This window comes from Lentzea waywayandensis, from assembly GCF_900115955.1.
Lineage (GTDB): Bacteria > Actinomycetota > Actinomycetes > Mycobacteriales > Pseudonocardiaceae > Lentzea > Lentzea waywayandensis.
Window position 1 is genome coordinate 128,379 of sequence record NZ_FOYL01000010.1, and the last position, 22,950, is coordinate 151,328.

The 22,950-nt window shown below is 69.3% G+C and carries 28 protein-coding genes; 18 read left to right on the forward strand and 10 right to left on the reverse strand.

Annotation, left to right across the window (positions count from 1 at the left end):
- Nucleotides 1-4 precede the first annotated feature (4 nt).
- Together BM417_RS32100 and BM417_RS32105 are read left to right on the forward strand one after the other, a co-directional pair.
- Nucleotides 5-1,348 (forward strand): Rv3212 family protein, encoded by a 1,344-nt coding sequence (locus BM417_RS32100; RefSeq protein WP_093602322.1) that lies wholly within the window; start codon nucleotides 5-7, stop codon nucleotides 1,346-1,348.
- 8 nt (nucleotides 1,349-1,356) lie between these two features.
- Nucleotides 1,357-2,235 carry an alpha/beta fold hydrolase gene (locus tag BM417_RS32105; RefSeq protein WP_093602324.1) on the forward strand — a complete coding sequence of 293 codons (879 nt, stop codon included), beginning with the start codon at nucleotides 1,357-1,359 and terminating at the stop codon, nucleotides 2,233-2,235.
- A 2-nt stretch (nucleotides 2,236-2,237) separates the two neighbouring features.
- Here the strand turns inward: BM417_RS32105 and BM417_RS32110 are convergent, their stop codons facing one another.
- Complete coding sequence (locus tag BM417_RS32110; RefSeq protein WP_093602326.1) at nucleotides 2,238-2,846, reverse strand: prepilin peptidase; 609 nt, start codon at nucleotides 2,844-2,846, stop codon at nucleotides 2,238-2,240.
- Between the two features lie 207 nt (nucleotides 2,847-3,053).
- Here BM417_RS32110 and BM417_RS32115 point away from each other — a divergent pair, with 207 nt between their 5' ends.
- The 10 genes from BM417_RS32115 to BM417_RS32160 all read left to right on the forward strand — a co-directional run bounded on the left by BM417_RS32115 (nucleotide 3,054) and on the right by BM417_RS32160 (nucleotide 11,505).
- Entirely contained in the window at nucleotides 3,054-3,245 is a 192-nt protein-coding gene (locus tag BM417_RS32115) for a Flp family type IVb pilin (protein ID WP_093602328.1), read from the forward strand.
- A gap of 2 nt (nucleotides 3,246-3,247) precedes the next feature.
- Nucleotides 3,248-3,403, forward strand: a complete 156-nt coding sequence (locus BM417_RS47145; RefSeq protein WP_218164631.1) for a Flp family type IVb pilin — start codon at nucleotides 3,248-3,250, stop codon at nucleotides 3,401-3,403.
- Nucleotides 3,404-3,467: 64 nt separating this feature from the next.
- Nucleotides 3,468-3,869 (forward strand): TadE/TadG family type IV pilus assembly protein, encoded by a 402-nt coding sequence (locus BM417_RS32125; RefSeq protein WP_093602330.1) that lies wholly within the window; start codon nucleotides 3,468-3,470, stop codon nucleotides 3,867-3,869.
- Nucleotides 3,870-3,898: 29 nt separating this feature from the next.
- Entirely contained in the window at nucleotides 3,899-4,936 is a 1,038-nt protein-coding gene (locus BM417_RS32130) for a Tad domain-containing protein (RefSeq protein WP_177320710.1), read from the forward strand.
- A gap of 15 nt (nucleotides 4,937-4,951) precedes the next feature.
- Nucleotides 4,952-5,701, forward strand: a complete 750-nt coding sequence (gene cpaB / locus BM417_RS32135) for a Flp pilus assembly protein CpaB (protein WP_093602334.1) — start codon at nucleotides 4,952-4,954, stop codon at nucleotides 5,699-5,701.
- An 8-nt stretch (nucleotides 5,702-5,709) separates the two neighbouring features.
- On the forward strand, nucleotides 5,710-6,864 hold the full coding sequence (locus tag BM417_RS32140; protein WP_093602336.1) for an AAA family ATPase: 1,155 nt from the start codon (nucleotides 5,710-5,712) through the stop codon (nucleotides 6,862-6,864).
- A complete protein-coding gene (locus tag BM417_RS32145) occupies nucleotides 6,861-8,213 on the forward strand; it encodes a CpaF family protein (protein ID WP_093602338.1) in 1,353 nt (450 codons plus the stop codon). The genes BM417_RS32140 and BM417_RS32145 overlap by 4 nt, the downstream gene beginning before the upstream one ends.
- On the forward strand, nucleotides 8,210-9,817 hold the full coding sequence (locus BM417_RS32150; protein ID WP_093602340.1) for a VWA domain-containing protein: 1,608 nt from the start codon (nucleotides 8,210-8,212) through the stop codon (nucleotides 9,815-9,817). Before BM417_RS32145 ends, BM417_RS32150 begins: the two co-directional genes overlap by 4 nt.
- A gap of 1 nt (nucleotide 9,818) precedes the next feature.
- Nucleotides 9,819-10,703, forward strand: a complete 885-nt coding sequence (locus tag BM417_RS32155) for a type II secretion system F family protein (RefSeq protein ID WP_093602342.1) — start codon at nucleotides 9,819-9,821, stop codon at nucleotides 10,701-10,703.
- Between the two features lie 163 nt (nucleotides 10,704-10,866).
- On the forward strand, nucleotides 10,867-11,505 hold the full coding sequence (locus BM417_RS32160) for a response regulator transcription factor (RefSeq protein ID WP_093602344.1): 639 nt from the start codon (nucleotides 10,867-10,869) through the stop codon (nucleotides 11,503-11,505).
- Nucleotides 11,506-11,866: 361 nt separating this feature from the next.
- On the opposite strand, the gene BM417_RS32165 is transcribed toward BM417_RS32160, so the two are convergent.
- Entirely contained in the window at nucleotides 11,867-12,163 is a 297-nt protein-coding gene (locus tag BM417_RS32165) for a hypothetical protein (protein ID WP_143138882.1), read from the reverse strand.
- 600 nt (nucleotides 12,164-12,763) lie between these two features.
- Nucleotides 12,764-13,603: a RecB family exonuclease gene (locus tag BM417_RS32170; protein WP_093602348.1), complete on the reverse strand. Its 840-nt coding sequence runs from the start codon at nucleotides 13,601-13,603 to the stop codon at nucleotides 12,764-12,766.
- A gap of 98 nt (nucleotides 13,604-13,701) precedes the next feature.
- On the opposite strand from BM417_RS32170, the gene BM417_RS32175 reads away from it, so the two are divergent.
- Nucleotides 13,702-14,004 (forward strand): ArsC/Spx/MgsR family protein, encoded by a 303-nt coding sequence (locus BM417_RS32175; protein WP_093602350.1) that lies wholly within the window; start codon nucleotides 13,702-13,704, stop codon nucleotides 14,002-14,004.
- Here the strand turns inward: BM417_RS32175 and BM417_RS32180 are convergent.
- The 4 genes from BM417_RS32180 to BM417_RS48085 form a co-directional block, all read right to left on the reverse strand.
- Nucleotides 14,001-14,615 carry a MarC family protein gene (locus BM417_RS32180; RefSeq protein WP_281251372.1) on the reverse strand — a complete coding sequence of 205 codons (615 nt, stop codon included), beginning with the start codon at nucleotides 14,613-14,615 and terminating at the stop codon, nucleotides 14,001-14,003. The genes BM417_RS32175 and BM417_RS32180 overlap by 4 nt on opposite strands.
- Nucleotides 14,616-14,627: 12 nt before the next feature.
- Nucleotides 14,628-15,485, reverse strand: a complete 858-nt coding sequence (locus tag BM417_RS32185; RefSeq protein WP_407656187.1) for a PHP domain-containing protein — start codon at nucleotides 15,483-15,485, stop codon at nucleotides 14,628-14,630.
- A gap of 36 nt (nucleotides 15,486-15,521) precedes the next feature.
- On the reverse strand, nucleotides 15,522-16,082 hold the full coding sequence (locus tag BM417_RS32190) for a PH domain-containing protein (RefSeq protein ID WP_093602352.1): 561 nt from the start codon (nucleotides 16,080-16,082) through the stop codon (nucleotides 15,522-15,524).
- A gap of 87 nt (nucleotides 16,083-16,169) precedes the next feature.
- A complete protein-coding gene (locus BM417_RS48085; protein ID WP_169746024.1) occupies nucleotides 16,170-16,328 on the reverse strand; it encodes a hypothetical protein in 159 nt (52 codons plus the stop codon).
- A gap of 215 nt (nucleotides 16,329-16,543) precedes the next feature.
- Here BM417_RS48085 and BM417_RS32195 point away from each other — a divergent pair, with 215 nt between their 5' ends.
- A complete protein-coding gene (locus BM417_RS32195; protein ID WP_407656189.1) occupies nucleotides 16,544-16,882 on the forward strand; it encodes an NUDIX hydrolase in 339 nt (112 codons plus the stop codon).
- A 28-nt stretch (nucleotides 16,883-16,910) separates the two neighbouring features.
- Here BM417_RS32195 and BM417_RS32200 read toward each other — a convergent pair whose 3' ends face one another.
- Nucleotides 16,911-17,906 (reverse strand): DUF2332 domain-containing protein, encoded by a 996-nt coding sequence (locus BM417_RS32200; RefSeq protein WP_093602354.1) that lies wholly within the window; start codon nucleotides 17,904-17,906, stop codon nucleotides 16,911-16,913.
- A 1-nt stretch (nucleotide 17,907) separates the two neighbouring features.
- Nucleotides 17,908-18,411: a MaoC family dehydratase gene (locus BM417_RS32205; protein WP_093602356.1), complete on the reverse strand. Its 504-nt coding sequence runs from the start codon at nucleotides 18,409-18,411 to the stop codon at nucleotides 17,908-17,910.
- A gap of 287 nt (nucleotides 18,412-18,698) precedes the next feature.
- On the opposite strand from BM417_RS32205, the gene corA reads away from it, so the two are divergent.
- Complete coding sequence (gene corA / locus BM417_RS32210; RefSeq protein WP_093602770.1) at nucleotides 18,699-19,769, forward strand: magnesium/cobalt transporter CorA; 1,071 nt, start codon at nucleotides 18,699-18,701, stop codon at nucleotides 19,767-19,769.
- 138 nt (nucleotides 19,770-19,907) lie between these two features.
- Nucleotides 19,908-20,285: a hypothetical protein gene (locus BM417_RS32215; RefSeq protein WP_093602358.1), complete on the forward strand. Its 378-nt coding sequence runs from the start codon at nucleotides 19,908-19,910 to the stop codon at nucleotides 20,283-20,285.
- On the opposite strand, the gene BM417_RS32220 is transcribed toward BM417_RS32215, so the two are convergent.
- A complete protein-coding gene (locus BM417_RS32220) occupies nucleotides 20,269-21,357 on the reverse strand; it encodes a DUF2332 domain-containing protein (RefSeq protein ID WP_245822296.1) in 1,089 nt (362 codons plus the stop codon). The two genes, BM417_RS32215 and BM417_RS32220, sit on opposite strands and share 17 nt — an antisense overlap.
- Nucleotides 21,358-21,413: 56 nt before the next feature.
- Between BM417_RS32220 and BM417_RS32225 the strand changes: the two genes are divergently transcribed.
- Together BM417_RS32225 and BM417_RS32230 are read left to right on the forward strand one after the other, a co-directional pair.
- Nucleotides 21,414-22,085 carry a metallophosphoesterase family protein gene (locus BM417_RS32225; protein WP_093602360.1) on the forward strand — a complete coding sequence of 224 codons (672 nt, stop codon included), beginning with the start codon at nucleotides 21,414-21,416 and terminating at the stop codon, nucleotides 22,083-22,085.
- Nucleotides 22,075-22,938, forward strand: a complete 864-nt coding sequence (locus BM417_RS32230; protein ID WP_093602363.1) for a ParB N-terminal domain-containing protein — start codon at nucleotides 22,075-22,077, stop codon at nucleotides 22,936-22,938. Before BM417_RS32225 ends, BM417_RS32230 begins: the two co-directional genes overlap by 11 nt.
- Nucleotides 22,939-22,950: the final 12 nt, after the last annotated feature.

Genomic DNA, 22,950 nt, shown 5'->3' on the forward strand with positions numbered 1-22,950 from the left:
CACCATGTCGTCCCCCGGTTCCGACGTCACCGACGTCGAGGACGTCCTCGATGAGCCCGCGCACGAGAGCGTGCCCGAGTCCAGGCCCGTCGAGGAACGTCCGCCCGCCCGCTCCTGGCGCACCCGTGCCGACTTCATCGCGGTCGCGCTGATCGCCGTGGTGTCGGTGACCGCGTCCGTGCTGACCTGGGCGTTCAGCGATGCTCGTGCCACGACGTCGGTCACCGGGCCGTCGTCGTGGGAGCAGCTGCCCGAGGTCACCGCGCTGCCGCCGTCGCTCGGCGAGGTGTGGCGCGCGAAGAGCGGCGCCACGCAGTCGCCCGTGGTCGTGCAGACCGCGTCGAAGGACACGGGCGAGGAGAAGCCGTCGACGGTCGTGACCGGCGACGGCGGCGAGGTCAACGGGCGCGACCCGCTGACCGGGGACGTCCGGTGGACGTACAAGCGAGACCTGCCGCTGTGCGTGGTGAGCTCGGCGTGGGGCAGGGCGATGGCCCTGTACTCCAAGGGCACGAACTGCTCGGAGCTCTCCTCGCTCGACGGCGTCACCGGCGAGCGGCGGGCGCAGCGCAACGGCGACGCGGAACCGGGCACGGCACTGCTCAACGAGGGTTCGCACCTGATCACCACCGGCTCGAAGTTCGTCGAGGTCTACCGGCGTGACGACCTGGTGCGCTCGCTCGAGTACGGCTCACTGCGCGCGATCGTGAACCCGGGCAAGCAGCCGCGCGCCGGCTGCACGTACGGCTCGACGGCCGTCACGTCCGGCAAGTTCGCGATCATCGAACGCTGCCCGGACGACGCGTCGGAGCGGGTCACGGTGCTCAAGCCGAACCCGGACAAGTCCGACGAGCCCAAGGTGTTCTCCACCGCGATGACCGGCGGCAGGAACGTGCAGATCGTCGCCATCACGGAGAAGCTCGTCGCCGTGGCGGTGCCGGGCCCCAGCCGCCTGCAGATCTTCGACACGGAGACCGGCAACCAGGTCGGCGAGGCGCCGCTCGACATCCCCGACGCCGACTTCACCGACCCGCCGAACCACGTGGCGCGCGTCTTCACGACGAAGACGAACGCCTTCTGGTTCAGCGGTTCCCGCACGGTCGCGCTGTCACTGGAGACGCTCACTCCACTGTGGACCGCCGAGGGCACGCTGGGCGCCGGCACGACGCTCGCGGGCCGCGCGCTCATCCCGGTGAAGGAAGGCCTGCGGGTGTACGAGCAGGCCACCGGTGCCGTCGTGGGCACGATCAAGCTCAACCGCGAGGGCTTCACGGGCCCTGTGCAACTCGCCACAGCCGGTCCCGTCGTGCTCGAGCAGCGTGGCGAAACCCTGGTCGCACTGCGATAGTTCAGCTCGTGTACTCGCAGATCAGCCCGAACCGGGCGCAACGCGTCGACTTTCCGGGCCGCTACGGCACGATCGCGGCTCTGCGCGCGCCCGCGATGGGCGACGACGCGATGCGCACGACCGTGCTGCTGGTGCCCGGCTACACGGGTTCCAAAGAGGACTTCGCGCCGATGATCGACCCGATCGCGGACGCGGGTTTCGAGGTCGTCGCGATCGACCTGCCGGGCCAGCAGGACTCGCAGGGCCCTGACGACGAGGCGCTCTACCGGCCCGGCCCGCTGGGTTCGGTGCTCGCCGAGCTGATCGGGAAGATCGCGGCGGACGGCCGGAAAGTGTTGCTGCTCGGCCATTCCTACGGCGGTCTGGTGTCGAGGGCCGCGGTGTTCGCGGGCGCCCCGATCACGGGTCTGACGCTCATGTCGTCGGGCCCGTCCGAACTGCCCGCCGGCGAACGGCGCACGGTGCTGGAGGTCGGCGAGCACGTGCTGACCGAGCAGGGCGTCGAGGGCACCCAGCGGCTGAACGAGCTGCGGTCGTCCCAGAACCCGGCCTGGGTGGCGCTGCCGCAGGAGCTGAAGGACTTCTACCGCACCAGGTTCCTCAAGTCGCAGGCCGCGGCGCTGCTCGGCATGGGCAACGGCCTGCGCTACGAACCGGACCAGGTCGCGAAGCTGGCCCGCGCACTGCGTTCGTCCGGCACGCCCTGCCTGGTGGTGTGCGGCGACGCGGACGACGCGTGGACGCCCGCCGCCCAGCGCGACATGGCGGAACGGCTGGACGCCGACTTCGCCGTGCTGCCGGGCGTGATGCACTCGCCGAACACCGAGGCTCCGCTGGAGCTCATCTCCACGCTGCTGCCGACGTGGCGGGCCTGGCTGACTTCCTGAGGTCAGGACAACAGGACCGCGGTGAACGCGCCGAGCAACATGAACGGCCCGAAGGGCAACGCACTCTTGAGCGTGATCCGCCTCAGCAGCAACAGGACCAGCGACACCACGGCCGACAGGACGAACGCGAGAGCCGCGCCGAACAGCAGCACCGGCCAGCCGAGCCACCCGAGCGCCATCCCGATGACACCGGACAGCTTCACGTCGCCGAAGCCCATTCCCGCCGGGTTGACGAACTCCAGCACGCGGTAGACGAACGCGAGCGTCAGTCCGCCGAGCACCGCCCGGCCGAGTGCGCCGAACGTTCCGCCGGTCAGCGCGGCCACGGTGAGCAGGAGCAGCACCAACGGGTACGCGGGCAGCGTCAGCACGTCCGGCAGACGCTGCACGGCCGTGTCGATGAACGCCAGCGCGACCCCGACGGCGCCCAGGCACGCGAACGCGAGCACCTCGACCGAGCCGGAGAACTTGAGCGCGAGCACGGCGAGAACGGCCGCTGACACCAGCGGCAGCGCGATGCCGGTGTGCGTGAACCGGCTGACCAGCCCGCGCAGCGCGACACCGGAGGCGAGTCCACCAAGGGCACCGCCGGCGGCCCAGAGAACCATCATGCGGCCGACGGTAGAGCGCGTACGATCGCGACGGAACGTGACGAGAGCAGGTCTGGCCGAGCGGTCTACAGCGTGTCCCCCTGTCGGCCGACAACGTCCTCCGATCTGCGGTTTCGTTACACCTCATCGCCCGATACCGGCGACCGTTCCCCATCACGCAGAGTTGCGGCGTCCCGACTTGGATCTCACATCCCTCAGGAGACCGCCATGCTCACCTTCCTCAGCTACGTGCAGACGTTCCTCACCCGCACCAAGCGCGAAGACGACGACAGAGGCGCGACCGCCGTCGAGTACGGCCTGATGGTCGCCCTGATCGCGATCGTCATCATCGTCGGTGTGACAGCGGTCGGCGTGAACCTTCTGGCGCTGTTCAACGAGATCGCCGCCGAACTGGTCTGACCGTGAAGCGTCCGCGTGATTCGGACCGCGGCGCCACCGCCGTCGAGTACGGCCTGATGCTGGCGTTGATCGCGGTCACCGCCCTGGTGGCCATCACGGCGGTCGGCGAGAACATGGCCGCCATGTTCGAGTTCGTCGCCGACGTCATCGATGGCTGAAGTCTCCTGTCCCGCGCGGCCGGCGTTCCCCTCCGCCGGCCGCGCGCCTTTCTTCGGAGCGGTCATGACGAACCTTGCTCGCGATCGCGGCGCGACCGCTGTCGAAGTCGCCCTGCTGATGCCGATCGTGCTCGTCCTCGTGATGGGCATCGTGGACTTCGGCTGGGCCGTGCGCGCCCAGATCACCCTGACGCAGGCCGCGCGTGAAGGCGTCCGGGTCGCCGCACTGGGGCAGCCTGATCCCAGCGGTCGCGCGGTGCTCGCCGCGACCGGTCTCGACGACGTCGACGTCGCGGTCGACGCCTGCCCCGCAGGTGGGACCCCTGGCGAAGACAGCGCCGAGGTCGTGGTCAGCCACACGTACGACTTCATCACGCCGGTCGGCGGTCTCGCCGGGCTGTTCGGCGGCGGTGGCTTCGGGGCCCCGATCTCCTTGAGCGCCACGGGAGTCATGCCATGCGGATGAGAACGCGTGACGACCGAGGAGCTCTCGGAGTGCTCTTCGGCATCCTGCTCGGGTTCGGCGTCCTGCTCGGCATGGGCGCCGTCGTGATCGACGTCGGCTTCCTCTTCAAGGAGCGTGCCGAACTGCAGAACGGGGCCGACGCCGGGGCACTCGCGGTCGCCCACAGCTGCGCCGCCGAGCCCTGCCTGGTGAACAAGTCCAACTACTTCGCCAACCACAACGCGAAGGACGGCGTGTCCACTGTGGAGGTGGTGTGCGGGTATGACAAAGGGGGCGTGCTGCCTTCCTGCCCCGCCTCGACGGGCGCGATGACCGACTGCCCCGCGAAGCCCGCCGCGGGCATCACGTACGTGGACGTGCACACCTCGACGCAGACGTCCGGTGGCGACACGCTGTTGCCACCGATGTTCGCTCGCTCCTTGCTGGACAACGGTTCCTACGGGGGCTCGCGGGTCGCCGCGTGTGCCCGTGCCCGGTGGGGCCCGCCGAAGACCGCGACCACGATGGCTCTGACGATCTCGTGGTGCGAGTGGGACCAGGCGACCTCGAACGGCACGAACTTCGGCCCGACACCGCCCACCACGCCACCGTTGTCGGTGCACCGCGTGCTCAAGCTGCACACCACCGGCGGCACGACGTGCCCCAGCGGTCCGGCGGGGTCGGACGGTCCCGGCATGTTCGGCTGGGTCGACGACACCGGTTCCGACTGCTCGGTCGACATCGTGAACAACACCTACAGCGCGAACACCGGTGCCTCGGCCGGCAACGACTGCAAGACCGCGCTGGCGGACGCGTTCACCTCACGCGAGGCCGTCTACTTCCCGATCTACACCAAGGTCACCGGCACCGGCACCGGCGGCACCTACACGCTGGCGGGCTTCGCGGGCTTCGTCGTCACCGGCTACTGGCTGCCCGGCGCCAACCAGAAGGACTGGCTGACGAACAAGAACGAGTGCAAGGGCTCGGACAAGTGCGTCGCGGGCTACTTCGTCGAGGGCCTCATGCCCAACACCGGCACCATCGGCGGCCCCGATCTCGGTGCCCGCATCGTCCAGCTCACCGGCTGAAACCCAGGAGTCGTCATGAAGAACCGCGCATTCGTCATCATCCTGGCGGTGGTGCTGGCCCTCTGCGGCAGCGCCGGGGTGTTCCTCTACGTCCGCGGCGCCGACACCCGCGCGATCGCGGGCCAGCAGGCGGTCACCGTGCTCGTCGCGAAGGACCGCATTCCCGCCGGCACGAGCGCCGACTCGCTGAAGGACCTCGTGGAGCAGCAGCAGATGCCCAAGAGCAGCGTCCCGGAGAACACGATGTCCGAAGTGGACTCGTCGGTGGCGGAGCTCGTGACGTCGTCGGAGATCCCCGAGGGGCAGTTGCTCACCAGGGCGCTGTTCACCGAACAGGCGTCGCTGGCCAAGGGAATCTCGATCCCGGACGGCATGATCGCGGTGACCGTGCCGACCGAGGCCTGGCAGCGCGCGGGCGGGCTCATCCAGAAGGGGTCGAAGGTCGCGGTCTTCGACACCTTCACCGTGATGGACGGCAAGGGCAACACCCCGGCGGGTGACGGGCTTTCCAAGCAGTACGAACGAAACCAGTCCACCCGGCTGCTGCTGGCCAGCCTCGAGGTCCTGTCCGTCGTCGACGAGAAGAAGGCCGCCGAGGACGGCGACGTCGGCAAGGCGATCGTCACCGTCGCGGTGAAGCAGGCGGACGCGGAGAAGCTGATCCACGGTCAGCAGACGGGAACGCTCTACTTCGCGTTGCTCGGCGGCAAGTCCGAGATCGCGCCGGGCACCGGCGTCGACAACCGCACCCTGTTCGGAAGCTGAGGCGGGCCATGACGATCCTGTGCGAACCGGCCGCTCTCGCCGGACAGCTCTCCCCTGCGCTCGGCGGTGACGTCCGCACCGCGGGGACCCTGGGCGAGACCTCGCGGCTGCTCGCCGCCGACCCCGCCGAGACCCTGGTCGTCGTCGGTCCCGCCATCGACCTGGACGAGGCCCTGGCGTTCACCGCGGGCCTGCGGGTCGAACGTCCTTCCGCCGGCGTGGTGCTGCTGCGCGACGTGCTCGACGTCGTGGTGCTGACCAGTGCGCTGCGCGCCGGCGTGCGGGAGGTCGTGGCGCGGGACGACCTCGCGGCGCTGGTGGACGCCTGCACGCGGTCACGGGCGCTGTCCGCGCAGGTCACCGGAGTGCCGCTGCCCCGGGCCGACGAACGCGGGCACGGTCAGGTGATCACCGTGTTCGCCGCGAAGGGCGGGTGCGGCAAGACGACGCTGGCGGTGAACCTGGCCGCGGTGCTCGCCGCCGGCGGGGAGCGGTCGGTGTGCCTGGTGGACCTCGATCTCGCGTTCGGCGACGTCGGCATCTGCCTGCGGGCCGAGCCGGTCCGCACGATCGTGCACGGGCTCGGCATGGTCGGCCACGTCGACGCCGCGGGCGCGTCGTCGCTGCTCACGGCCTGCCGGCCGGGACTGAGCGCGTTGCTCGCGCCGGTCGAACCCGGTGACGCGGAACGGATTCCGGCGACGCTCGTCAGCGAACTGCTGGAGGTGCTGCCGACGATGTTCGACTTCGTCGTCGTCGACACGCCGTCCGCGTTCAGCGAGCACGTGCTGGCCGCGATGGACGCCTCGCACCACCACGTCCTGCTGACCACGCCGGACGTGCCGGCGTTGAAGAACCTGCGCGTGACGCTGGACATGCTGGACCTGCTGTCGTACGCGCACGACATCCGGTCGATCGTGCTCAACCGGTCCGACTCCAAGGTCGGGCTCTCGATGGACGACATCGAACGCGTCGTGCGCAACGACATCCGCGCCCACGTGCCGTCCAGCAGGGACGTGCCGATCTCGGTCAACAAGGGCAACCCGATCGTCCTCGACCTGCCCAGGCACCCCGTCAGCGAGGCCATCTCGCGGTTCGCCCGTGAACACGTGCTCGCCGAACCCGTGGCCGCCGCCAGGTCCTCGAAGAGGTGGTTCCGATGAGCCTGGCCAATCGCATTGCCGCGCAACGGGAATCGTCCTCGCCGACGCCGCCGGTGCGCCGCCAGTCCCGTGCCGCCGACCCGTTCGCCGAGGTCAAGCGCAGCGTGCACGCGGGTCTGCTGGAAGTGCTGGGCCCCAAGCTCTACGACGCGCACCTCGACCAGCGCGAGCTGGAAACTCGCGTCCGCCAGACGTTGCAGGCGGTGCTGGAGCGCGACGAGACACCGCTGACCAACGCCGACCGCGCCCGCGTCGCGCTGGAGGTGCTGGACGAGATCCTGGGCCACGGTCCGCTGGAACCCTATCTCCGGGACCCCGGCATCTCGGAGATCATGGTCAACGGGTTCGACCAGATCTACGTCGAACGCGCCGGGCGGCTGGAGCCGGTGCCCGTGGCGTTCGCGGACGAGTCGCACCTGCGCCGCACCATCGACAAGATCGTGGCCAAGGTCGGCCGCCGGGTGGACGAGGCCTCGCCGATGGTCGACGCCCGCCTGCCCGACGGCAGCCGCGTCAATGCCGTCGTGCCACCGATCGCGCTGGACGGCTCGGTGCTGACGATCCGCAAGTTCGCCGCCGACCCGTTCACGGTCGACGACCTCGTCGGGTTCGGCACGCTGACGCCCGCGACGGCGTACCTGCTGCAGGCGTGCGTGCACGGGCGGATGAACATCCTGATCGGCGGCGGCACCGGCTCCGGCAAGACGACGTCGCTGAACGTGCTGTCGTCGTTCGTGCCCGCCGACGAGCGGATCGTCACGATCGAGGACGCCGCGGAACTGCAGCTGCGCCAGGACCACGTGCTGCGCCTGGAGGCCCGGCCGCCGAACGTGGAGTCGCGGGGTGAGGTGGCCGTGCGGGACCTGGTGCGCAACGCGTTGCGCATGCGGCCCGACCGGATCATCGTCGGCGAGGTCCGCGACGGTGCGGCACTGGACATGTTGCAGGCCATGAACACCGGCCACGACGGCTCGATCACCACCGTGCACTCCAACTCGCCGCGCGACTCGTTGTCCCGGTTGGAGACGATGGTGCTGATGGCGGGCGTGGACCTGCCGTCGCGGGCGATCCGCGAGCAGATGGCGTCCGCGATCGACCTGATCGTGCACCAGTCGCGGCTGAAGGACGGCACGCGGCGGATCACGCACATCACCGAGGTCATCGGGATGGAAGGCGAGATCGTCACCCTGCAGGACATCTTCACGTTCGACTTCCACGCCGGCGTCGACGAGCGCGGGATCTACCGGGGTTCCCTTCAGTCGACCGGGTTGCGGCCGCACTTCGTGGAGCGGTTGCGGGACCGCGGGATCGACGTTCCACCGCACCTGTTCGGAGGTGGTCCGCGATGACCCGGCTTCTCTCCGGCTTCCTGGCCGGCCTTCTGCTGACGTTGGTGTTCAGCGCTTCCGCCTTCGCCGCGCCGACTCGCGGGGTGGTCGTGCTGCTCGACACCAGCGGGTCCATGGCGCCGGACCGGATCGTCGTCGCCCGGCAGGCGATCGCGACGTACGTGGCCCAGCTGCCCGCCGACGTCCAGGTCGGGCTGGTGGCGTTCTCGTCGCAGCCCTCGCTGGTTCTCGCGCCCACCGCGGACAGAAGTGCGTTCTCCGGTGCGCTGGACCGGTTGCAGGCCAAGGGTGACACGTCGTTGTTCGACGCCGTGCCGGTCGGCCTGTCGGCGTTGCAGGGGATCGACGAGCGGCGCATGGTGATCGTGTCCGACGGCGAGGACACGGTGTCTCGCTCCACTGTGGACAGTGCCGTGTCGGCCGTCGCCTCTGCCGGTGTGCCGACGGACGTGATCGGCTTCCAGTACAGCGACGAGGCTTTGCGCCGGATCGCCGCGGCCGCGGGCGGACGTCTGCTGACCGCCTCGGACGCCGCTGCCCTCGCCGCCGCTTTCGCCGCACTGGCCGTGCCTTCCCAGGCTCCTCCGTCCGCCGTCGCGACGCCCGAGCCGACGCCCTTGCCGGTCGTCGTGCCCGCTCCGTCTCCCGGGCGGAACTGGGCGGTCGGGATGCTGATCGCCGGCACGTTCCTGGTGGTGTTCCTCGTCGTGATCATGCTGCTGGCGCCGCGCCGTTCGGCGGCCGGCCGCAGGCTGGAACGGCACCTGGAGCACTACGGCGCGCAGGAACCCGTTGGGCAGGAGGAAAGTCAGGCCGCCCAGACCGCCGTCGTGTGGACCCGGCGGGTGATGAGCGAGGACGGCGCCGCCCGCCTCGCCGACCGGCTCGACCTGGCAGGGATGAAGGCCGGCCCCGCCGAGTGGACCGTGCTGCGGTTCTGCGCTGGCGCCGGTCTCGCCGCGCTGTTCACGGTGCTGACGACGTGGTGGATCGGCGTGCCGCTGGGCGCGTTGCTCAGCTGGCTGCTGTCGGCACTGGTGGTGCGGGCGCGAACCTCGAAGCGCCGCGCCGCGTTCGCCGACCAGCTCCCGGACGTGCTGCAGCTGGTCGCGAGCTCGCTGCGCTCCGGTTTCTCGCTGGCCCAGTCGATCGACGCCGTCGTCCGCGACGACACGCAGCCCACCGCGGGCGAGTTCTCCCGCGCGCTGGCCGCCACCCGCATCGGCGCCGAACTGGAGGACGCGCTCGACCGCGTGGCCTCGCGCATGCACAGCGCCGACCTCGCGTGGGTGGTGATGGCGATCCGCATCCAGCGCCAGGTCGGCGGCAACCTCGCCGAGGTGTTGATGAACACCGTCGCGACCATGCGCGACCGCTCCCAGACCCACCGCCACGTCCGCGCCCTGTCCGCGGAAGGCCGCCTGTCCGCGTACGTCCTGGTAGGACTGCCGATCTTCCTGGCGGGGTTCCTGTTCTGGTTCCGCGCGGAGTACATGCGGCCGCTCTACACGACGCTGATCGGCGTCGTGATGCTCTCGTGCGCCGCAGTGCTGGTCGTGCTCGGTTCCTTGTGGATGCGCAAACTCGTGCGCGTGGAGGTGTGACATGGCGCTGTACCTCGGACTTGGCTGCCTACTTCTCGCGGTGTTCCTCGGAACCGCCGCCGTCGTCCTCAAACCACGCGCCACCGCCGCCGGCTCCCTCGCACTCATCGAGACGAGCTACTCGGCCGCCGTCTCCTCCACGCCAGACGCGGTCGTCTCGCCCGGCTGGCTGCGCTCGATCGCCGTGCGGCTGTCCCCGGCAGGCGTCGCGGCGGGGTTGCAACGGCGCCTGGACCTCGCCGGCAACCCCGCCGCGTGGACCCCGGACCGCGTGCTGGCCGCCAAGGGCCTGGGTCTCCTGCTCGGCGCCGCCCTCGGCGGCCTGCTCGGCGTCCGTTCGGTGGGCTGGCTGGTCACCGGCGTCATCGTCGGCGCCGTGTTCGGTTTCTTCCTGCCCGACCTGCTGCTGCTCAACGCGGGCCAGAAACGCCAGGAGCGGATCCGCCGCGCCCTGCCCGACGCCCTCGACATGCTCACCGTGTGCGTGGAGGCAGGCCTGGGCTTCGACGCCGCCATGGCCCAGGTGGCCCGCAACACCTCGGGCCCGCTGGCCCAGGAGTGCGCCCGCGTCCTGCAGGAGATGCAGATCGGGAAGTCCCGCAACGAGTCCCTGCGTTCCCTGACGCTGCGCACCACCGTCGCCGAGCTCCGCGCCTTCGTCTCGGCGCTGGCCCAGGCAGGCGAACTGGGCGTCCCCATCGCCGCGGTACTGCGCGAACAGGCCCACGAAATGCGGGTCCGCCGCCGCCAGCGCGCGGAGGAACAAGCCCAGAAGGTCCCCGTGAAGATCCTGTTTCCGCTGATCACGTGCCTCTTCCCGGCCATGTTCGTGATCATCATCGGGCCCGGCGCCATCAGCATCGCCCGCGTCCTGATGAATCTGTAGGTCCCTGTGATTCCGCAGATCCCCGTGAATCCCTAGGTCCCTGTCCACTCAGGACCGATGACCCTGTTGCTCCTTCCGGCAACCCTGTTGGTCCGTTCGGTGTAACCAAATAGGACTCCTTGAGCGACATGCGGGATGAACCTTCAAGGAGAGGGGACAGCTCATGGTGATCAGAGTTGTCGTCGTCGACGGACACGCGCTCACCCGCTTCGGCCTGAAGATGCTCGCCGTCGCCAACACAGACCTGGAGTTCGTGGCGGAGGCGAACACCGCGGCCGATGCCCCCGCCGTGATCGCGGCGGCCACCCCGAACGTGGTCACCGTGGCGGTCGGCCTGCCCGACGGCGACGGCCTGAGGCTGGCCAGAGACCTGCGCGACCGCCATCCCGCCCTAGGCATCGTGGTGATGACGTCACACGGCGAGGACGACGTGCTGTTCCGCGCCCTGGAAACCGGCGCGTCGGCGTTCGTGGGCAAAACCGCCCCCATAGAGGAAATCCTCTGCGCCATCCGGCACGCCGCCGTAGCGGCGTCCTCGTTCACCGCGGCAGGCCTCGCCAACGCCATGGCCCGCCGCCAAGCCTCCCGCCTGGTCCTCAGCCCGCGCGAACGCGAGGTGCTGGACCTCCTGCGCGACGGCGTCTCGATCCCGGCCATTGCTCGCACCCTGTACGTCTCGCCTTCGACGGCCAAGACCTACGTCTCCCGCCTCTACGAGAAGCTCGGCGTGTCCAACCGCGCCCAGGCACTCATGGCGGCGCTGCGCATGGGCCTCATCCACAGCGACGCGGCGACCGCCTGACGTCGCTCGTGGGCTGCCCGGTCGCGCGGACTGAAGTCCCAGCGGGCTGACGTTCCTGGGGGCTGACGTTCCTGGGGGCTGACGTTCCTGGGGCTGACGTTCCTGGGGGCTGTGGTCCCCGCTGGCTGAAGTCCCTGTGAGCCGAAGTCCCCCGCGAGCCGCCCGGTCCCCACCGCGGCCGCACCCAGGCCCAATTCCTGTCGGTCGCAGATCTCGATGTTCGCGCTCGTGGCAGTTCGGGCGCGCGCAAGTACGGCCAACTCATGATCATCGAGCGCAGAGCTACTGCCATGCGGGCTGCCCACAGCCGGGCGAGCGTTCCCGCGGCTACTCCTCGGCATCCGCACCGACCGCATTGGGGCTACGCCCACCAGAAGGTCCACAGCGTCGCGCCGCTCACGACCAGCACCGCCAGCGAGGCGACCGGCGCCTTCCAGTCCGCGTACCGGTCGGCCACGATCTGCCCGCCGACCACGAGCAACGCCGCCACCACGTGCGCGACGACGGACAACGTGCCGGGCCCAGGCAGATCACGGGAGTTCGCGTAGAACTGGACGCCGATGTTCCCCAGGGCCAGCAGCACCATGCCCACCGCGAGCACACCGCTCACAGCGCGCAGGATTCCGAAGGTCCGCGACGGCCGCTTTGCTGCTTCCACGTCCACTCCCGCCACCCTACGGGGCAAGGGGTACGCGGGCAGTCATGGCCCAGCAGCCCTGGCGACGCCCTACGGCAAAAGCCGCACTCCAGACATCCGTACGGGGCAGATGCAGCCCGCCCGACGCAGCCTGCCCAACGCCGCCCACTCGACGCCGCCCACTCGACGCCGCCCACTCGACGCCGCCCACTCGACGCCGCCCACTCGACGCCGCCCACTCGACGCCACCCGCTCGACGCCACCCGCTCGACGCCACCCGCTCGACGCCACCCGCCCGACGCCGCCCGCCCGAGACGCCACCCGCCGTCCATCTCGGCGGCCGTCTGGAAGCACACGAACGACCAAGGGACACGGAGCACAAGGAGCCGCCGCACCAGCCGAGGAGCCTGCTGCCCCAGACCAGCAGCCTGCCGACTCACACCAGCAGCCTGCCGACCGCCCCCGAGCCGGCTGCCCCCGCGCGCTTCCTTGTCACGCAACGAGCGAAACACGACTTCGGTTCCCGGCTGTCCACAGGCCAACCGACCGAACATAACCGCAGGTCAAACAGCCGCAACCTGTGGACAACTCGCGATCATGCCCCAAAAGACCCGCCGGCCCCTACGGAGCCAGGAGCGCCCAGGGGTCCAGCGAAGGCGCCGCCTCCTGCCCCTCCGCACAGCTCCGCCGGAAGTCGCACCACTGACACTGCCGCCCCGTCACCGGCGGGAACAGGATCTCCTGGTCCCCGCCGGCCTTCAGCGTCTCCGTGGCCAGGTCGATCTCGTCCGCGGCCTCCTCGGCGCGCCGGACGTGCCTGGCCAGCGACTCCTCCGTGTGCTCCCACTCCGCCACCGTTCCCGACGGCAGGTGGTGCAGTTCGACGCGGCGGCACGGCTTGCGCAGCGTTCGGCGGGCCGCCAGCGCGTACAGGGCCAGGGCCTGCGAGCCGCGGGCGTCGTCGGTGGTCAGGACGTGGCGGCCGGTCTTGTAGTCGACGATGACTAGTTCGCCGTCGCGGTAGTCGATGCGGTCGACCCGGCCCTCGGCCACGATGCGCTCGGTCGGCGAGGACACCCAGCGTTCGACGCCCAGTGGTTCGAAGTCGACGTCGAGCGAGGTCACGTAGTCGTGGACCCAGCCCTGGGCGCGGGTGCGGTACTCGGCGGCCTGGTCGACGTCGCGGAAGCCCTCGGACTTCCACTGCCGGTTCAGCAGTGCCACTGCCTGGTCCGGGGTGCGGCGGTCCGGCGGCAGGTCGAACAGGGCCTTCAGGGCGTTGTGCACGACGGCGCCGAGGGTGTTGTGCGCCCACGCGCCGCCCCTGGGTGGCGAGGGGCGGTCCAGGTACGTCATGCGGAAGCGGCGCGGGCAGCTCGTCCACGTCGAGAGCTTCGCGGGCGTGACGCGCACGAGCCGACGTGGTGCCGCGGTGCCGAAGTCGAAGCCGAGTTGTTCCACCCCAACCAAGTTACTCAGCACCCCTGACAGTGTTGGATCGCCCCTGCTCCGCGGATGGCTGTGAGTTCGACCGACACGAACTCGCTACATTTCGCCGCATGGAGATCTGGCACAACCCGCGCTGCTCGAAGAGCCGCGCGGCCAAGCAACGCCTCGACGACAGCAACGTCGAGTACACCGAACGCCGCTACCTCGACGACGTCCCCACCGCCGAAGAGCTGGACCACGTCCTGCAACTGCTCGGCAAACACCCCTGGGAAATCGCGCGCGCCAAGGAAGCGGCCTACCCCAAGGACCTCGAACACGACCGCGCGAAATGGATCGCGCACATGGTCGCCAACCCGAGCCTGATCGAACGCCCGATCATCATCGACGGGAACACCGCGCGCATCGAGCGCTAGACGCCCGAGGCGATGAAGCCCGCGACCGACGACGCGACGAGCTGCACGGCGATCGCGGCCAGCAGCAGGCCGGCGATCTTGGCCATCAGCAGGATCCCGCTCTCCTTGAACACCTTGATCAGCAGGCCGGCGGACCGCAGTGTCCCCAGCAGCACGAGGTGCACGGCCACGATCGCCGCGGCCAGCGCGAAGTACGAACCCCAGGCACCGTCGGCCTGGCGCACGAACACGATCGTCGCGGCGATGGCACCGGGTCCGGCCAGCAGCGGCGTTCCCAGCGGCACGAGGGCGATGTTCACGTCCTCGACCTCGGGATGGTTGGTCGCGCCCTTGCCCGTCAGCAGGTCCAGCGCGATCAGCAACAGCAGCAACCCGCCCGCGCCCTGCAGGGCGGGAATGCCGATGTGCATGTAGGCCAGGATCGAGTTGCCGGCCACGGCGAACAGCGTGATCACCAGGAACGACACCAGCACGCCCTGCCGCGCCGCCTTCTTGCGCGCCTCGCGGGACTTGCGGCCCACCAGGCCCAGGAACACGGGCACGGTGCCGGGCGGATCCATGATCACCAGCAGCGTGATCGAGGCCTCGATGAAGAGCCGCAGGTTGAACACCGCAACACCGCCCTATCCGACGAGGATCTTGCCGCCTGTCGCCCTCTCGGCCAGAGCATCCAGCATCTCCGGCGCCGTCGTCTCCGCGCCGAGCCGGACCGTCTTGTTCGTGCCGTGGTAGTCACTCGACCCGGTGACGATCAGTCCCAGCGAGTCTGCCAGCGAACGCAACGACCGGCGCGTCTCCTGATCGTGGTCCGGGTGGTCCACCTCGACCCCGGCCAGGCCGGCCGAAGCCAGCGACCGCACGACGTCCGGCGCCACGACGGGGCCGCGGGACCGGGCGAAGGGGTGTGCGAGCACGGTGACGCCGCCGGCCTCGGTGATCATCTCGATCGCGCGCTCGACGGGCGTGTCGGTGCGGCCCACGTAGTACTGGCCGCCGGTCAGGAACGTCGCGAACGCCTCGTCGACCGACGACACCACCCCGGCGCGGATCAGCGCCTGGGCGAGGTGCGGGCGTCCGGCCGGCGCGTCGAACGGCAGGCGGGACATCAGGTCGACCGGGTCGATCGGGAAGCCGTCGGCCTGCATCATCTCGGCCATCTTCTGCAGCCTCTGCCGCCGCTCCTCGCGCAGGCGGGACTGCTCCTTCATCAGCATGGCGTGCGTCGGGTCGTACAGGTACGCCAGCAGATGAACGGTGATGGTGTGGCCGTAGCCGTCCGGCGAGGAGCACGACAGCTCTGCTCCGCGCACCAGCCGCAGGCCGGCAGGCAACGCCGCAACGGCCTCTGCCCACCCTGCCGCCGTGTCGTGGTCCGTGATCGCCACCGCGTCGAGTCCCGCGAGGGACGCGGCCCTCACCAGGTCGGCAGGGCTGTCGGTGCCGTCGGACTCGGACGAATGGGTGTGCAGATCGATGACCACGTCGTCCAGTGTGGACGACGTCACGAACGACCCGTGTTACGGGACCATCTTCTTGCCGCGCGCCGCGCGCTGGGCCTTGATCATCGAGAACCGCTCGGCCTGGGCCTTCTTGTCGCCGAAGGTCAGCTCCGAGATGGCGTCGTAGACCTCTTCGGGGTTCGGCAGGAACTCCAGGCGGTTCAGCGCCTGGATCTGACCCGCCGACTCCACGATGAGCGTGCCGTAGCCGAACATGCGTCCGGCCACGGTGCGCTCGTAGGTGAGGTCGGTGACCTTGGTGATGGGCATCATCGCGACCTTGGTCTCGAAGACGCCCGAGGTCAGCATGAAGCGCTTGTCGGTGACGACGATGCGCTCCACCCACCACTCGATGATGAAGTACGCCACGCGCAGCAGCACGAGCAAAGCTCCGTACCACAGCACGTTCTGGATCACGCCCGCGTCCGCCGGGAGCAGGTACGAGATCATCATGAAGCCGGCGAGCAGCGCCGCCGCCTCCAGGACGTCCCAGATCAGATAGGACCAGTGCCTGCGCACACGGATGACCCGACGCTCGCTCTGGAGCAGGTAGTCGTCCGGATCACGTGGTGCGAACATGCGCTACCAGCCCTTCCTGGTACCAGGCACTGCCCTGTCCATCCTGCTCCCCCGGCCACCTCGATGGGTAGCCGGTTACCAGGAAGCCTAGAAGACGGAGCGCACGAAGGTGATCAGAGCCTCAGCCGCGGTCCGCAGCGAGTTGAGGATGTTCTGCACCAGTTGGGCCGCCTGCTGGGGCTCCGCGATGAGGAAGAAGAGCAGCAAGGCGATTCCAGCGAAAGTGAGAATCTTCTTCAAGTTCACGGTGTCCACCCCGTCCGCGTCGCACCCGTTTGGCGCCGTTCGTGACCGTTGTACAGCACGATTCAGCACCTTGGGAGATTTGTACCGCAGCCGGGGTAGCGGAGAGCACCGCCGTTCCGGTGTGACTACGCTTCGTGATCGTGACGGCCAGCAGCAAGCGCACCATCCGTTGCGTCGGAGCCATCGTTCATGACTCGAATGGGCGACTACTGCTCGTGCGACGCGCCAATCCTCCTGGTGAGGGCCTGTGGTCGATACCAGGCGGGCGCGTGGAGCCTGATGAGACGGATGAGACTGCCGTGACTAGGGAACTAGCCGAGGAGACGGGACTCTCCGTCACCGTCGGCCGCCTCGTCGGCCACGTGGAGCGAGCTGCCCCGAACGGGGTTTATTCGATCTTCGACTACGAATGCCAGGTCACATCGGGTTTGCTCCGAGCGGGCGACGACGCATCGGATGTCGCTTGGGTCGACGGTGCGACCTTGGACACACTTCCGACCACCGACGGGCTGGTGGAAGCGCTCTCCCAGTGGAACTGCCTGCCCAGGACCTGATCAGGGTTCACGCGTTAGTGGCCCGCGTTCAACGCCAAACGAGACGTTGCCCGTGAGCCTCGGTGGTGGCCAGAGTGGTCGTCTCCACGCCTGAGTCACGCACATGGATGAGCCGCAGCTCACCGGCCTCGTGGGCGGCCCACCAGACAGGCCGGCCCAAAGCCGACAATGCGGGCACGAGGTCGAGCCCGGACCCGCTGGAGATCACGACGAGCGGCGCGTCGATCGGCTCGACCGCCTTGGCGAGGTCCGTGAGCGGGTCGCCGGTCACCAACCGCGGCGGGTTCTTGCGCAGCACCCCGCACGCCACTCCGAACAGACGCAGCCGCTCCGGCTGGTCGGCCCACACGCAGGCCTCCAGCCACGCGTAGGCGTCCTCGTCGGCCAGGTCGGCGGGTGCCACCCCGATGCCCGCCTTCGCGGCCACCTTGACCGTCTTGGGCAGCTTCGGCAGCGCCGCGCCCGGCGCGAGCTCCAGCGCGCAGTGCAGCCCCAGCGCGGCCTTCGTCGGGCCCGCGACGAGCTGACCGGCCTCCGCGGTCTGGTAGCGGTACGAGTACTGGTCGAGCCCGAGCAGCAGGCCGGCGGTCGTCGCGACCTCCACGAGCCCGATCGGCCCGCCCGCCTGCTTCGCCGCGGCCACGACGGCCGGGAAGAGCAGGGCCGCGCGCCGCACCTCGTTGGTCTGGATCACCTGGGTGCTCACCAGGGCCCGCACGCGGTCGCCGCGTTCCAGCAGGAAGTCCCGGAACAACGGCCAGGTGCTCTCGTCTGCGCCGTACGTCCCGCCGAGCGACGGGTAGTAGTTCGAGAGCTGGTGGAACGGCTCGGCCTGCACCAGCCGGTGCGCCGCCGCCAGCAGGAGTTCGCCCGTGGCGTTGTCCTCGCCGGCGGCGGTCAGCAGGTCGGCGACCTCCGGATCGGCGGCAGCACGGGACGCGAGGTGCTCGTAGAGCGGCGAGATCGCCGCAGCCTCCTCCGCGAACGCACGCAACCGTTGCTGTGCCAGATCCAGAGAAGTCACTTCACTCCTTGGGTTCAGGGCGTCCAGGCTGCTCGCCACCGCGAGCGTCACCGTAGGACTGCTTCGGCACCATGACCTTGCGCCTGAAGACGCACACGACCGTGCCGTCCTGTTTGTAGCCGCGAGTCTCCACGTAGACCACGCCCCTGTCGTCCTTCGACTTGGACGGCGTCTTGTCGAGCACCTCGGTCTCACCGTAGATCGTGTCACCGTGGAACGTGGGCTTCACGTGCCGCAGCGACTCGATCTCCAGGTTGGCGATGGCCTTGCCGGAGACGTCGGGCACGGACATGCCCAGCAGCAACGAGTAGATGTAGTTGCCGACGACGACGTTCTTGCCGAAGTCCGTCGTGTTCTCCGCGTAGTTCACGTCCATGTGGAGCGGGTGGTGATTCATCGTGAGCAGGCAGAACAGGTGGTCGTCGTACTCCGTCACCGTCTTGCCAGGCCAGTGCTTGTAGACCGCTCCGACCTCGAACTCCTCGTAGTACCGACCGAACTGCACTGCGCCTCCAACTACGTGTGATCGAGATCTGTCTCAGGTGGGGAGACAGTCTTTACGCGGAGGGAGTACCCTCGGCAACCGGTGTGTGAGGATTTCCACCACCCGTGCCTTTCGCCCTTAGGAGGTGAGGACCCCGAAATGAGCAAGGACCCCCACCCTGCCAGTACCAAGCGCGTCCTCACCGAGGTGGCCTGCTAGATCGTTCTAGTTCGCTGAGTTTCCCCCGGTAGGACGCCCGTCGTGCTTTTCGTGCACTTCGACGACGTGTGGCCCTGGAGGAACTCACCATGCCCAGCTTGCCCTCGATCCGCGGACGCGGCGCCCAGCAGCGCCCGACGCCGCACATCTCCGTGCCGTTGTCGCACTACGTGGTCGACTGCGCGGTGTACGTGGACGGCAAGCGCTTGCCCGGCCGCTGGACGCACACCGACGCCGTCAAAGAGGTGCGCAAGCGCAAGGACGGGTTCGTCTGGATCGGCCTGCACGAGCCGGATTCCGAACAGATCGAGGGCATCGCGGAGACGTTCGGGCTGCACGAGCTCGCGGTCGAGGACGCGGTGCACGCGCACCAGCGCCCGAAGCTGGAGCGCTACGACAACACGCTCTTCATGGTCTTCAAGACCGTTCGCTACGTGACGAACGAATCCCCCGACGCCGCCAACGAGATCGTCGAGTCCGGCGAGATCATGGTGTTCCTGGGCAAGGATTTCGTCATCACGGTGCGGCACGGCAACCACTCCGGCCTGTCCAAGCTGCGGCACGTGCTGGAGGCCGACCCGGAGCGGCTGGAGATCGGTCCGTCCGCGGTGATGCACGCGATCGCCGACCAGGTGGTCGACAACTACCTCGAGGTCACCGACCACATCGAGGACGACATCGACCGCATGGAGGAAAAGGTCTTCGCGCCGCGCACCGAGGTGAGCGCGGAGCAGATCTACATGTTCAAGCGCGAGGTCGTCGAGCTGCGCCGCGCGGTGATGCCGCTCGCGAACCCGTTGCGCCGCTTGGCGGAGGGCTACACGCCGCTCATCCCCGAGCAGGTGCGGGCGTTCTTCCGCGACGTCGACGACCACCTCACCGAGGTCTCCGAGCGTGTCACCGCGTTCGACGAACTGCTGACGACGCTGGTCGACGCGACGCTCGCGAAGATCACGTTGCAGCAGAACACCGACATGCGCAAGATCACCTCCTGGGTCGCGATCATCTCCGTGCCCACCATGGTCGTCGGTGTGTACGGCATGAACTTCGACTACATGCCCGAGCTGAAGTGGAAGTTCGGCTACCCGCTGATCATGAGTCTGGTCCTGATCGCCTGCCTGACGCTCTACCGAATACTGCGCCGAAATCGCTGGCTCTAGTCCCGGTTTCGCCCGCTTTTTCGTTGTAGAAGGGCCCTGTCATGACCAGAATGCTCACCAACATCCGCTTCTGGATCCTCGCGTTCCTGCTCTGCTGGATCACCACCGTGTTCGTGCTGATCAGCGGAACGCCCTGACGTGTACAAGCGGCTGACGAACCTCAGGTTCTGGCTGCTGGTGTTCCCGATCGGCTGGCTCGCGATGGTGTTCGTCTCCATCGCGGTCTGGCCGTCACCGGGCGCCGCGTCACCGGACGAGCTCGCCGCCGAGGTGACGAACGCGTTGCGCGCACACGACTTCCACAAGCTGGAGCCGTTGCTCGCGGTCGGCGGCGAGGACGTCGCGAAGTCGACCGCGGACCAGTTCCAGACCGCACAGGTGGAGCGCGGCGTCTACCGCGACGGCGCCGTCGTCGTCGAGTACACGCACGACGGCACCCGCGCGGAGTTCCGGCTGCCCGTGGAGATGCAGGACGGCCGGTACGTGGTGAACCCCGTCGTCACTCCCAAGGGGTGACGTCCCAGGTGAACGGCGTGCCATGGCCCGCGCCGTGGCCGAGGTTCAGCGAGATCCCGGCCGGCCAGAGCTTGAGCAGCAGTTCGAACCGGTAGTCGTCGTCCGTGCGGCGCGGCTCGAAGACCAGCAGTGCCAACGGTGACGTGGGTGTCGCCTTCGCGGCCGCGTCGGCCAGCACGGCCCTGCCCATCGCCCTGTCGGCGGGCGAGACGTACTGCCACACCACCGAATGCCACACAACGGTGAGCACGTCGCGCTCGGCGCGGGCGAGCTGGTTCGCGAGCCACTCCGGCCCTGCCGACCGGTCGACTTTCACGGGATCCGTGGCGGCCAGGTCGAGCGCGTCCCTGAGGCGGTTCCACCTGCCGAGCTGGTCGGCCCAGACGAACGAGCTCAGGTGCAGCCGTCCGTCCTCTGTGGACACGTCGACCGGGTTGAGGTCGCAGCCCGCCCTGCCGACGACGCGCAGCCGGTGGCCCAGGTCCGCCGGTGGCCTGCCGGTCCACTCCGGGTCGAGGACCAGCAGGCTGTCCGGATCGCCGAGGACCGTGTCCTCCAGCCGGTAGCCGACGTGGTGCGGGCGCAGGTTGAGTCCGCCGCTCGCGCCGACCTCCAGCAGCCGCACGCAGAACGGCACCTGCCTGCCCGCGGCCTTCGCGGCCTCCTGCGCGGCGACCATCAGGCCGCCGTAGAGAGGCGCGCTGCGGCCGGGTTCGTTGGTCTGCACGACCGTGGCCAGGACGCGTTGCCGCAGGGCGTCCGCGTGCTCGTTGAGCGCGGGCAGCGCGTCCTCCCACAGCGTCGGCAGGTTCGGCTGGCCACCGACGGACGGGTAGTGCTTCGCGAGGCCCGGCGCACGCCCTTCGAGCACGAGCCGGTGGACGGCGCCCGCGAACCGCAGACCGGGCACGGTGCCCTCCCGGTCGCGTTCGGAGCCCGCCATGATCTTGGTCGTGACCCCGCCCTGTCTCAGGTCCTCGGCGGCGTCGGTGAGGAGTCGCTGGGTCAGCGGACTGCGGTCGCGGCAGGCGTGGGCGGCCGCGGCGAACAGCTCGGCAAGCACGACGTCCACGCTAATGGCAGCTCCGCCGCCCGTCATGTGGTGAAAGACCTGATTACGCTGCTGGAATGGCTCGGATTCTGGCTGTCGCGGACGAAGTGGTCGAACAGCTGTGGACCGATCAGGTGCACAAGCACGCCGAAGTGGACCTGATCGTCGCGGCGGGCGACCTGCCGTTCGACTACCTGGAACACCTGGCCAACGCCCTGGACAAGCCGCTGGTGTTCGTCCCCGGCAACCACGACGCCGACCTGTCCGGCTACTCGAACGTGCGCGGCCTGTGGACCAAGGCGGGCGTTCCGGTGCGCTGGCCAGGTCCAGCCGGTGCGGTGAACGCGGACGAACGCGTGATCGACGTCGCCGGCCTGCGGATCGCCGGTCTCGGTGGTTCGATCCGCTACAACAAGGGCCCGAACCAGTGGACGGAACGGCAGCAGGCCCGCCGCGCCCGCCGGGTGTCCCGGCTGGCCGGGTGGCGCAGGCTGCGGGACGGACGTGGCGTGGACGTGCTGCTGACCCACTCACCGCCGTTGGACTGCGGCGACGAACCCGACGCGCCGCACCGAGGCTTCGAGTGTTTACGTGGACTTGTCTCGCGCTTGCAGCCGTCGTTCATGCTGCACGGCCACATTCATCCGCACGGCCATCCACGCCCGGACCGCTCGTTGGGCACGACCCGCGTGATCAACGTGGTTCCGCAGAAGGTGCTGGACATCTCGGGAGGTCGCGATGAGACGTGACACCGGTTTCCCCGTCGCCGACGCCGAGAGCGACTTCCTGCGCGCCCGCCGCCGCCAGGTGATGTCGCGCCTCGCCACCTGGCTGCGCCGCGAACCCGACGACGTGAACATCATGCTGCCGTTCCACGAGGTCGTGGACGCGCTGGGCATGGCGTCGGAGAAGCGCCTGGGCCTCCAGTCGATCCGGCTGGACTCGATCGTCGGCAGCGTCGACCGCACCCGCGACTTCGACCGCCGCTTCCGCCCGACCTCCGGCCGCGTCCGCGAACGGTGGCAGCGACTGGCCCTGGCCGCGCGCCGCGGCGAGAGCGTGCCGCCGATCGAGGTGTACCGGATCGGCGAGCTGCACTTCATCATCGACGGCCACCACCGGGTGTCGGTGGCGCACGCCCTCGGGCTGACCACGATCGACGCGTACGTGACGCAGGTGATCACGCGGATCAACTCCTCCGGCATCCGGTACCGCGGCGACCTGATCGTCAAGGACTACCGGCGCCTGTTCCTGGACCGCGTGCCGCTGGGCGGCGAGGCCCGCGCCGCCGTGGTGCTGTCCGACCCCTGGCACTACGCCCAGCTCGGCGAGCACGTCGAGGCGTGGGGGTTCCGGCTGATGCAGGACACGGGCCAGTTCCTGGACCGCGGCGAGGTCGCACGCCGCTGGTACGCCGAGGAGTACACGCCGGTCGTGGCCATGCTGCGGCAGGCCGACATGATCGGCGACCGGACCGAGACCGAGGCGTACATGTGGGTCGCGGCGGAGCGGTACCGGCTGATCCGCACGCACCGATGGGACGCCGAGGTCATCAACGCCGTGCGCGAGGAAACCCGCTCGCACGGCCGCGGTCGTGGCTAGCGCACGGCTGAT